Here is a 12,083-nt window from a genome sequence, read left to right on the forward strand (position 1 = left end):
CTCATTTGGTACGTCATGGTTTCTGGGGCCTTTTTGGGCGCCCAGGGATAGGGGTTGATAGGGGTTCTTTCGCGCGCGCCCCCCGCGTGGTAGAAACTGCAATCGCTCCAGCGATCAGGACCCGCTCTGATCAAATCGAATTACCTGCCCAATTCGGAGATGCAGGGTGTCATATACCGATAACGCTCAGCAACGTCTGCAATCGGCGTCGTGACGGCGCCAGCGCACGACACCGACTCCTCGCGGGCCGCCGCGGCGGGCCCCGGCCGGTGGTTCGCTCCCGGCCGGCCGGCCGCCACCGCCGACGTGCTCCTGTTCTGCCTGCCGTTCGCGGGTGGCGGTGCCGCCGTCTACCGGCGGTGGGCCGGTCCACTGTGGGCCGGGATCGCCGTCGAGCCGGTGCTGCTGCCCGGCCGGGAGTCCCGGGTCGGTGAACCGCCACAGTTCACCGTCGAGCAGGTGACGACCGCCCTCGCCGAACGGGCCGACCGCCCCTACGCCATCTACGGCCACAGCATGGGCGCCCGGCTCGGCTTCGAGGTGGCCCGCGAGCTGCGTCGCCGTGCGCTGCCGCCCCCGCTGGCCCTCTACGTCGCGGCGAGCCGTCCGCCCGACGTCCCGGCCGCGGCGAGCGACCTCGTCGGCGCGGACGTCCGGGACCGGGTCGCCGCGCTCGGCACCGACCTGGACGGCGCGCTGGAGCACCCCGAGCTGCGTGAGCTGCTGCTGCCCGCGCTGCGGTCCGACTTCGCCTGGGTGGACGCCTACCGCTACCACCCGCAGCGGCCGCTGGACGTCCCGCTGATCGGGCTGGCCGGGCAGGACGACCCCGGCGTCCACCCCGAGGGGATGCGGGGCTGGGCCCGGCACACCACCGCCTCCTTCCGGCTGCACACCGTGGCGGGCGGTCACCTCTTCCTGCGTACCGCGCGGGAGGAGACCGCCCGGCTCGTCGCCGGCGAGCTGCGGGCGCTGGCCGGTATGGACGGTGCCTGGTGACCGCGCCCGCGGCGGGCGGCGCCCGCGACCACCACGTGACCCTGCCCGGCGGCTGGCTCGTGTGGCGGGAGGCGGTGCTGCGCGCGGCCGGCTTCCCCGCGGCCGGGCTCGACCGGCTGGCCGACCCGGCGTGCGCCGAGGTCGCCGACGCCTTCCTCGACGGCGCCGCCGACGAGCCGGCCTTCGCCGCCGCGCTCGACCGGGCGATCACCGGGGCCAGCCACGAGCTGCGCGAGATCGCCGCCGACCCGCTGTTCCGCGAGGCGGTCGCCTGGCAGAACCCGGAGGGACGCAACGCGCTCGACGGCGTGCTGTCCGCCCCCGAGCCTCGGGTGGAGCAGCCGCGCCGGTCCCGGCTGCGCCGCCGGGAGGAGGTCGTCGCGCGGTACTGGCAGCGGTACTGCGCCAAGAACGACACCATCGGCTTCTTCGGACCGATCTGCTGGGTCCGCTTCGACCCGGCCGGACCCCCCGCCGAACTGACGGTCGGCGCGGGGCTGATCCGGCGGCGGATCACCCTGCTGGAGCACCGGGCCGTCGCGGCGTTCGCCGCCAGCCTCGCCCGCGACCCGATGATCCGTCGCTGGATGCCGGTCCGGCTGGCGCCGCACCTGGCGCTGGCCGACCGGGAGGTGCTCCGCCCGGCGGCGTCCCCGGTGCCGCTCTCCGCCGGTGAGGCGGCCCTCGTCCGGCTCTGCGACGGCCGGCGCCCGGCGGTGGAGATCTACCAGGCACTCGCGGCGTCGCCCGCCCGGGTGGTGCGCACCGAGGACGACTTCACGCTGCTGGTGGAGCACCTCAGCGGACGCGGCCTGGTCGAGTGGGGCTGGGACCCGCCGATGCGCCCGGGCGCCGAGAACTGGTTGGCCACGGCCATCGCCGCCATCGGCGACGACGACGCCAGGACCAGGGCCGCCGAGGCGCTGGACCGGCTGACCGCCGCCCGGGACGCCGTCGGTCTCGCCGCCGGTGACGCGGACAAGCTCGCCGCCGCCCTGGCGGCGCTCGACACCGTCTTCGTCGAGCTGACCGGGGAACCCGCCCGGCACCGGGGCGGCGACACCTACGCCGGCCGGACCCTCTGCTACGAGGAGACGGTCCGGGACCTCGACGTCCGGCTCGGCCAGCGGGTCCTCGACGTGCTGGCCGAGCCGCTGGACCTGCTGTTGCGGGCCTCCCGGTGGCTGGCGGCCGAGGTGACCGCCGAGTACCGCGCCGCCCTGCGCGCCCTGTACACGGAACTGGTCGAGGACCACGGCCGGTCGGCGGTTCCGCTCGCCGAGCTGTGGTACGCGGCGCAGCCGCTGCTCTTCGGCACCGGCGAACGCCCGGTCGACCGGGCGGCGGAGGCGTACGCGGACCGCTGGCGGGAGCTGTGCGGCCTGGACACCCTGACCGCCGGCACACGCCGGGTGGACCTGGACGCGGCCACCCTCGCCCCGGCGGCCCGGGCGGCCTTCCCGGCCGTCACCGCCGGCTGGTCGGGCGCCCGGGTGCACAGCCCCGACCTGCACCTGTGCGCCGACGGGCCGGAGGCACTGGCGGCCGGTGAGTTCACCGCCGTTCTCGGCGAGATGCACGCCACCTGGGCGACCCTCAACAACTCGGTGTTCGCCCTCGGCCACGACGACCCGGCGGCCCTGCACGCGGCGCTGCACGCCGACCTCGGCGGTGGCCGGATCCTGCCGCTGCTGCCGGACGGGTGGCCCTGGTTCACCGCCCGGATCAGCTCCTTCCTGTCCGCACCGGACGACCGCCAGTTCGGCTTCCTGCCGGCCCGGGGCGCCGACGCGGCCCGGCTGCTGCGGCTGGCCGACCTCACGGTGGACGACGTGGCCGGCGAGCTGACGGTGGTCGACCCGGACGGTGGCCACGTCCCGCTGCTCGAACTGCTCGGCGACTTCCTGGCGGAGTGCACGGTGCACGCCGGCAAGTGGACGGCGGGGGAACACACCCCGCGGATCACCGTCGACCGGATGGTCCTCACGCGGGAGACCTGGCGCACCACCGTCGACGAGACCGGCATCGCCGACGCCACCGGCGAGCAGGGCCGCTACCTGGCGGTGCGGGCGTGGCGTCGCCGGCTCGGCATGCCCGAGCGGGTGTTCGTCCGGATCGGCACCGAGATCAAGCCGTGCTACGTCGACTTCCGCAGCACCGTCTACGCCTCGTCGCTCTGGTCGATGCTGCGCGCGGCGCGGCGTGCGGCCGGCGGGCAGGTCCAGGTCGTGGTGTCGGAACTGCTGCCCGGCCCGGAGCAGGCGTGGGTGCCCGACGCCGCCGGCAACCGCTACACCTCGGAGTTGCGTATGCAGGTGATCGACGCCCTGGCGGCGCAGGCCGGGGCGGAGGTCCGGGCGTGAGCGCGGACGTGGCCGGCCTGCTCGGCCCCGTGGTGGAGCACCCCGGCACGACCGTGCCGGCGGCGGTCCTGGCGGTCGCCGGGTCCCGGCCGGACGCGGTGGCCGTCCGCCAGGGAGCCACGGCGATCACCTACGCGGGTCTCGTCGCCGGCGCGGCACGGGTCGCCGCCGGGCTCACCGCCGCCGGGATCGGCCCGGAGGACCGGGTGGCCGTCTGCGGGCCCCGTCGACCCGAGACGGTGGCCGCCATGCTCGGCGTGATGCTGGCCGGCGCCGCGTACGTGCCGCTGGAGCCCGGCCTGCCGGTGGCCCGGGTCCGGCAGCTCTGCGCCGACGCCGCGGTGCGCGCGATCGTCGCCGCGCCGGAGGCGGCGGCACTCTTCGCCGGGGCCGGCGTGCCGGTGCTGGCCCCGCCGGACCTCACCGCCGGGCCCGGGCCGGCCGCCGCCGCGCCCGCGCTCGACCCGGCCGCCGCCGCGTACGTGCTCTACACCTCGGGGACCACCGGGCGGCCCAAGGGCGTGGTGGTCAGCCACCGCGGCGTGGTGGCGCTGGCCGCCGGCACCCGGCACGACACCGGCCTGTCCGCGCGGGACCGCTGCGTCGCCTTCGCCTCGTTCGGGTTCGACGTCTCCGTACTGGACCTGTGGGTGCCGCTGATCAGCGGTGCCGAGGTCGCCCTGGTCGGCGACGCGGACCGCACCGACCCGGCCCGGTTGCAGGACTTCCTCGCCCGGCACGAGGTGACCTACGGGTCGCTGCCGCCGGCGCTGCTGCCGCTGCTCGACCCGGCCGCCCTGCCGGCGTTCAGCACCGTGCTCACCGGCGACGAGGCCCCCGGCCCGGAGCAGGTGGCCCGCTGGACGGCGGGCGGGCGGGGCCGCTACTTCAACTGCTACGGGCCCACCGAGGCCACCGTGCAGGTCACCGCGTTCCAGGCCGAGGGCCAGTGGTCCACCCCGCTGCCGATCGGCCGCCCGCTGGCCAACCACCGGGTGTACGTCGTCGACGAGGCGCTGCGTCCGCTGCCGGCCGACGTACCCGGTGAACTGCTGGTTGGCGGGCCGGGGGTGGCCCGTGGCTACCTGGGGCAGCCCGGGGCGACCGCGGAGCGGTTCGTGCCGGACCCGTTCTCCGGGCAACCGGGCGCCCGGCTCTACCGCACCGGCGACCGGGTGGTCCGGGGCGCCGACGGCAACCTGACCTTCCTCGGGCGGCTCGACCGCCAGGTGAAGATCCGGGGCCAGCGGGTCGAGGTCGGCGCGGTGGAGACGGTGCTGCGCGCCCATCCGGAGGTCAGCCACGGCGTGGTGCTGGCGCTGCCCGGCGCCGGGGGCGCCGAACTGGTGGCCGTGGTGACGCCCGACAGCGCGCCCGACACCGCCACTCTCGGCCGGTGGTGCGCCGCCCGGCTGCCCGCCGCCGCGGTGCCGACCCGGGTGGTCCGGGTGGCCGAACTGCCGCTCAACCGCTCGGGCAAGGTGGACGTGGCGCGGGTGGCGGCGCTGTGCCGCCCGGACCGCCCGGCACGCCCAGCCGTGGACCCGCGCCACGACGCCGTCGCGGCGATCTGGTGCCGGGTGCTCGGCCTGGACGTCGCCGACCCCGACGACGACTTCTTCGACTGCGGCGGGCACTCGCTCAGCGCGATGCGGATGGTCGCCGCCATCCGGTCGGAACTCGGCCGCGACGTCAGCGTGGAGACGGTCCTCGCCGCGCGCACCCTGCGCCAGGTCGCGGCGGCGGTGGCCGAGGCCGGACCGGCGACCGGCTCCGGCATCTCCACCGGCCACCCGCCGGCGCTGTCGGTGGCCCAGCGCCGGGTGTGGTTCGTCAACCAGCTCGCCCCGGAGAGCACCGCGTACAACATCGCCATGGCCGAGCGCCTCACCGGCGCGTTGGACACCGCGGCCCTGCGCGCCGCCCTGGCCGCGGTGGCGACCCGGCACGAGGTGCTGCGCTGGCGCATCCCCGCCCGCGACGGCCGGCCGTACGTCGTCGCCGACCTGCCGGCACAGGTGCCGCTGCCAATCGAGGACCTGCCGGCGGGCGACCCGGAGCAGCAGGCCGCGGCCCTGCGGGAGCTGCTGCGCGTCGAGGCCGTCACCCCGTTCGACCTCGCCACCGGCCCGCTGTGGCGGGCCCGGCTGGTGCGGCTCGGTCCCGCCGAGCACGTCCTGGCGATCACCACCCACCACGCCGTGTTCGACGGCTGGTCGCAGGACGTGCTGTACGAGGACCTCGCCCGGGCGTACGCCTCGGCCCTGGCCGGGCACCCGGCGGCCCTGCCGGCCCCGCCGGTCCGGTTCGCCGACTACGTGGCCTGGCGGGCCGACCGGGACCGGCGCCGCCACGACGAGGACCTGGCCTGGTGGCGGGAGCACCTGACCGGCGCCCCGACGGTGCTGGACCTGCCCCGGGACCGTCCCCGGCCGACGGAGCAGGCCTCCGGCGGGGCGTCGCAGGCGGTCACCGTCGGCGGGACCACCTTCGGCGCGGCCACCGCGCTGGCGGTCCGCCTGGGCGTCACCACCGCGACCGTCCTGCTCGCCGGCTTCGCCGAACTGGTCTTCCGGCTCACCGGCCGCCGCGACGCCGTGATCGGCACGCCGACCGCCGACCGCCGGCACGCCGACCTGGAGGACCTCGTCGGGTTCTTCGTCGACATCACGCCGCTGCGGCTACGGTCCGCCCCCACCGACGACTTCGAGACCCTGGTCCGGGGGTGCCGGGACGAACTGCTGGCCGCCGCGGCCCACCCCGGGGCGACGCTGGACCAGATCGTCGACGGCCTGCGGCTGCGCCGCGACCCGACCCGGGGCCCGCTGATCCAGGTCGTGTTCAACGTCTTCAACTTCGCCCGGCCCCGGCTGGACCTGGCCGAACTGGAGACCGCCACCGAACCCGCCGGCCTGCCCGGCTCGGTGTTCGACCTGACCCTGTACGTGGTGGACACCGACGGCGGGTTCACGCTCCAGGTCGTCTACAACCCCGACCTCTACGACGGCGACCGGATCCGCCGGCTGCTCGGGGCGTACCGGGAACTGCTGGCCGGCCTGGTCGACGCGCCGGCCGGTCCCGCCGCCGCCGTCGTCCTCCCGGACGCCGAGCCGCTGCGCGCCGGCCTCGCCGACGGCGGCGCGGTGTACCAGCCGGCGACGGCGTCTGCCAGCCCTCGGCCGGCCGGGGGCGACCCGCTCGCGGGCGCCACCGCCACCGAGCGCCGGGTGGCGGCGTTGTGGCGGGCGCTGCTCGGCCGTGAGTCCGTCGGGCTGGACGACAACTTCTTCGACAGCGGCGGCACGTCGCTGGTCGTCACCGAACTCCAGCACCGGCTCGTCCAGGAGTTCGGCCGCGAGGTGCGCCTGGTCGACCTGTTCCGGCTGCCGACCGTACGGACCTTCGCCGGCACCCTCGACGGCACCACCACCAGCGACACCCACAGCCGGGCCGTCAACAGGGCCAACGCCCGCCGCGAGGCGATGCTCACCCGCGGCGCGTGGCGCAACCGTTCGCTCGACCGCCCCACGGAGGGACAGCAATGACCGAGAGCACGAACCAGTCGGGCCCGGGCGACCTGCCGGGCGTGGGACCGATCGCCGTCGTCGGCATGGCCTGCCGGGTGCCCGGCGCCGGCGACGTCCGCGAATTCTGGCGGAACCTGGTCGACGGGGTCGAGTCGGTCACCTTCACCTCCCGTGAGGAGCAGCTCGCCACCGGGCTGCCGGTGGACGAGGTGGACGACCCGGCGTTCGTGTCCGCCGTGGCCAACCTCGACGACCTCGACAAGCTCGACCACATCCTGTTCGGGATGAGCAAGCGCGAGGCGGAGGTCACCGACCCGCAGTACCGGCTGTTCCTGGAGCTGTCGCACAGCGCCCTGGAGGACGGCGGCTACGACCCGTCCCGCTACCCCGGCGACATCGCCGTCTACGGCAGCGCGGGGGAGGAGACGTACCACTGGGAGCACGTCAAGCGGAACTCCTCGATCTGGCGGTCGTCCGGAGCGTCGCTGTCGCACGTCGGCAACGGCCCCGACTACCTGGCCACCTCGGTCTCGTACCGGCTCGGCCTGCGCGGGCCGGCGATGAGCGTGCACACCGCCTGCTCCAGCTCCGGCGTGGCGATCCACCTGGCCTGCGAGGCGCTGCGCAACGCCGAGTGCGACATGGCGCTGGCCGGCGGGGTCAGCATCGAGTTCCCGATCGGCGCGGGCTACCTCTTCCTGGAGGGCTCGCCGGAGTCGCCGGACGGGCACGTCCGCCCCTTCGACGCCGACGCCGGTGGCACGCTGTGGGCCAGCGGCGGCGGCGTGGTGCTGCTCAAGCGGCTCGACGCGGCGCTCGCCGACGGGGACACCATCCACGCGGTGATCCTGGGCAACGCGGTGAACAACGACGGCAACGTCAAGGTGTCGTTCAGCGCGCCCAGCCAGGAGGGCCAGGCCACCGCCGTCCAGCAGGCGCTCGCGGTCGCCGACGTCGAGCCGCGCACGGTGTCCTACGTGGAGGCGCACGGCACCGGCACCCTGATGGGCGACCCGATCGAGTTCGCCGCCCTGAACGACGTCTTCCGGCGCAGCAGCCCCGATGTCGGCTGGTGCGCGCTCGGCTCGGTGAAGAGCAACGTCGGCCACCTGAGCCAGGGCTCCTGCGTGATCGGCCTGATCAAGACGGCGCTCGCGTTGACCCACCAGGTGATTCCGCCGTCGCTGAACTACGAGCGGCCCAACCCGGCGATCGACATCGAGGCCAGCCCGTTCCGGGTGAACTCGACGCTGTCGAAGTGGACGGCGGACGGCGTCCCGCGCCGGGCCGGCGTCAGCTCGTTCGGCTTCGGCGGCACCAACGTGCACCTCGTCCTCCAGGAGGCACCGGAACCACAGGTCACCGCCGCCCGCGAGCGGCACCTGCTCCAGGTCTCCGCGCGTACGGAGACGGCGCTGCGTGCGGCCACCGCCCGACTCGCCCGCCACCTGACCGACAACCCGACCCTGGACCTGGGCGACGTGGCGTACACGCTGCGCACCGGTCGGCGGGAGTACCCGCACCGGGCCGCCGTGGTCGCCGCCGACGCGGCCGACGCGGTGGCGGGGCTCAACCAGGCCCGGCGGCTGCTCCACGGCACGGCCGGACCGGTGAAGGTCGGCTTCCTCTTCCCCGGGCAGGGCTCCCAGTACCCGGGCATGGCGGCCCGGTTGTACCGGCTGGAACCGGTCTTCGCCGCCGCGGTCGACGAGTGCGCCGAGCTGCTCCGGCCGCACCTGGAGGCCGACATCCGCGAGGTGGCCTTCGACCCGGCAAACGCGGAGCTGCTGGCGCAGACCCGCTACACCCAGCCCGCCATGTTCGTCGTCGACTACGCGCTGGCCCTGCTCTGGCGGTCCTGGGGTGTCGAACCGGCGGCGATGGTGGGGCACTCGGTCGGCGAGTACGTCGCGGCCACCCTCGCCGGGGTCTTCACCCTGCCGGACGCCCTGCGGCTGGTCGCCGTCCGGGGCGAGCTGATGCAGTCGCTGCCCCCGGGCCGGATGCTCGCCGTCGGCCTCGGCGAGGCCGAGGTGACCCCGATGCTGCCCGCCGGGTTGACGGTCGCCACCGTCAACGCCCCGGGCGCCTGCGTGGTGGCCGGGCCGCCGGAGGCGATCGAGGAGTTCGCCCAGCGGCTGCGCGCCGACGAGGTGTCGGCCAAGCAGCTGCGCACCTCGCACGCGTTCCACTCGGCCATGGTCGACCCGGTCCTGCCGGACTTCCGGGCGGTGGCCGCCTCGGTGCCGATGCGGGCGCCGACCCTGCCGTACCTGTCGGACGTGACCGGCGGCTGGATCACCGCCGCCGAGGCCACCGACCCCGACTACTGGACCCGGCACCTGCGCGAGCCGGTCCGCTTCGACGCCTGCCTCGCCACCCTGCGCGAGGACGGCCCGTGGGCGCTGGTGGAGTGCGGTCCGGGGCGGCAGCTGTCCGGGCAGAGCCGCCGGCAGCTCGCCGAGGGCAGCCCCGCCCCGGCGCAGAGCCTGCCGGTCCAGGGCGACAAGGCCACCGACGAGGAGGTGCTGTACGGCGCCGCCGGCCGGCTCTGGGCGGCCGGGGTGTCGCTGGCCCCCGAGGCGTGCGGCGGTGCCGCCCGCCGGGTGTCCCTGCCGCACTACCCGTACGAGCGGATCCGCCACTGGGTCGACCCGGACCCGCAGCCGGAACCCGCCGCGGCACCGTCGCCGCGGGTGGCGTCGGAGGCCGGCACGGCGACGGTCGCCACCGGGGGTGCCGACGTCGGGCCGGCGGAGCCGGCCGGCGGGCTCGACGACTGGTTCAGCGTGCCGGGCTGGCGGCTCGCCACCCCGCCCGCCGGACGCCGGGCCCTGCCCGGGCGGTGCGTGGTCTTCAGCCCCGCGACCGGGGCCGCCGGGCTGGCCGACCGGCTCCTCGCGATGGGCGTCGACGTCCGCGAGGTGGTCGCCGGCACCTCCTTCGGGCGCGACGAGCAGGGCCGCCACGTGCTGCGGCCCGACCGCGCCGAGGACTACGACGCCCTGCTCGCCGCACTGGCCGCCGACGGCGGCGTACCGGAGCGGTTCGTCCACGCGTTCGCGGCCGGGGACGCGGTCGACCCGACCGACCCGGCGGCGGTGACGGCGGCCCAGCGCACCGGCTTCCACAGCCTGCTGGCGTTGGTGCGGGCCCTGGCCGCGGTCGAGCCGGAGCAGGTGCACCTGGACGTGGTCACGATCGGCACCCAGGACGTGGTGGGCGGCGACCTCACCCGCCCGGAGCACGCCACCGTCGTCGGCGTGACCAAGGTGGCCCCGAACGAGCTGGCCTGGCTGTCCACCCGGCACGTGGACGTCGCCGCCGACGAGCCGGACCCGGTCTCGGCGGTCCTCGCCGAGTTGGGCCGCCCGTCGGCCGACCCGCAGGTCGCGCTGCGCCGGGGCCGCCGCTGGGTGCCGGACCACCAGCCGGTGACGGTCGAGCCGACCCAGCCGTACGGTGCGGGACTGCGCGAGGGCGGCGTCTACCTCGTCCTCGGCGGCACCGGCGGCATCGGCATCACCGTCGCCGAGGCGCTGGCCCGGCAGGCACGGGCCCGGCTGGTGCTGGTGTCCCGGGCCGCCCTGCCGCCGCGCGCGGCCTGGGACGCCCACCTCGCCGAGCACGGTGACCGGGAACGGGTCGGCCGGGCGATCGCCGCGATCCGGCGCATGGAGGAGTACGGCGCCGAGGTGCTGACCCTCGCCGCCGACGTCGCCGACGAGACCGCGCTGCGCCGGGTACGCGCCGCGACGCTGGACCGGTTCGGCCGGCTCGACGGCATCCTGCACGCCGCCGGCCTGCCCGGCGGCGGCATGATCGAGGTGCGCTCCGCGGCCGCCGCCGATGCGGTGATCGCGCCCAAGGTGACCGGAACGGTGGCCCTGCACCGGGTCTTCGCCGACCTGCCGCTGGACTTCGTCGTGCTCTGCTCGTCCGACGCGGCGGTGGCCGGCGACCTCGGTCAGGTCGACTACTGTGCCGCCAACCTCTTCAAGGACGCGTACGCGCGCTGGGCGACCGACTGGGCCCGCCGGGTCGTCTCGATCAACTTCGGGGGCTGGCTGGAGGTCGGCATGGCCGCCGAGATCCCCGACCCGACCCGGCCGGCCGGCGAGCCCTTCGGCCACCCGGTGCTCGACACCCGGCACCCCGTGCCGGGCGGCCTGCCCTGGTACAGCGGCACGCTGTCCGCGCGGACCCACTGGCTGCTCGACGAGCACCGGTCGAACGGGCGTCCGCTGCTGCCCGGGGTGACGTACCTGGAGTCGGTGCGGGCCGCCTTCGTCGACGCGGTCGCCCCGCCGCCCGGCGACCACGTGGTCGAGCTGACCGACGTGGTGTTCGTCCAGCCGCTGGCGCTGGCCGAGGACGCCTCGGCGCAGGTGCGCATCCAGTTCACCGAGGAGGCCGGCGGTAGCCTGCGCTTCCACGTGAGCAGCAGCCTGGGCCGGACCCACGCCCAGGGCACGATCCGCTGGCTGCCGGCCGGGGTGCCGCCGCGGCTGGACCTCGACGCGATCCGGGCCCGCTGCCCGAAGGTGGCGGGCAACTTCACCGAGCAGGAACTGGCCTCCTCCGGCTGGTTCGAGCTGGGCCCGCACTGGCGCAACATCCGCGAGGTGCACCACGGCGACGGGCCGGACAAGCTGGCCCTGCTGGAGATGCCCGACATCGTCCGGGCCGAGGTGGACCGGATGCCGCTGCACCCGTCGGTCCTCGACGAGGCGACCGCGTTCGGCAAGAGCCCGACGATGGGCGGCTGCGTGCCGATGGGCTACGGCCGGCTGGTGATCCGGTCCCCGCTGACCCCGCGGCTCTGGGTGCACCTGCGGCTGGACGACAGCGCCGGTGACAGCTACTTCAACGGCGACGTGACGCTCGTCGACGAGAGCGGCGTCGAGCTGGCCGCCGCCACCGACTTCCTGATGCGGGTGGTGGACGGGCAGACCCTGGACCAGGCGCTGGGCGGCCCTGCGGCCGAGGTCGTGCCGCCGCCTCCGGTGCCGGTCGGTGCGGCGCCCGCGTACGGCATCCCGCCGGCCGACGGCGTCGAGGCGCTGTACCGGGTGATCGCCCACGACCTCGGGCCACAGGTGGTGGTGTCGGCGACCCCGCTGGCGCAGCTCCTGCGCCGCGGCGGCCGGACGCTGCGGGCCATGCGGCCGGAGCCGACCGTGACCGTCCCGGC

The 12,083-nt window shown here is 75.9% G+C and carries 4 protein-coding genes; all 4 read left to right on the forward strand.

Annotated elements, in window-relative coordinates:
- Positions 1 to 210 precede the first annotated feature (210 nt).
- Positions 211 to 999, forward strand: a complete 789-nt coding sequence (locus ABZ809_RS30875) for a thioesterase domain-containing protein (RefSeq protein WP_357566158.1) — start codon at positions 211 to 213, stop codon at positions 997 to 999.
- Positions 996 to 3,362, forward strand: coding sequence for a lantibiotic dehydratase (locus ABZ809_RS30880; protein ID WP_357566159.1), 2,367 nt, complete (start codon positions 996 to 998; stop codon positions 3,360 to 3,362). The genes ABZ809_RS30875 and ABZ809_RS30880 overlap by 4 nt, the downstream gene beginning before the upstream one ends.
- Positions 3,359 to 6,907, forward strand: a complete 3,549-nt coding sequence (locus tag ABZ809_RS30885) for an amino acid adenylation domain-containing protein (protein ID WP_357566160.1) — start codon at positions 3,359 to 3,361, stop codon at positions 6,905 to 6,907. Before ABZ809_RS30880 ends, ABZ809_RS30885 begins: the two co-directional genes overlap by 4 nt.
- Positions 6,904 to 12,083 (forward strand): type I polyketide synthase (locus ABZ809_RS30890; protein ID WP_357566161.1); only part of this gene is annotated, 5,180 nt, incomplete at its 3' end. The genes ABZ809_RS30885 and ABZ809_RS30890, both read left to right, overlap by 4 nt.

This window comes from Micromonospora sp. NPDC047074, assembly GCF_040643815.1.
Lineage (GTDB): Bacteria > Actinomycetota > Actinomycetes > Mycobacteriales > Micromonosporaceae > Micromonospora.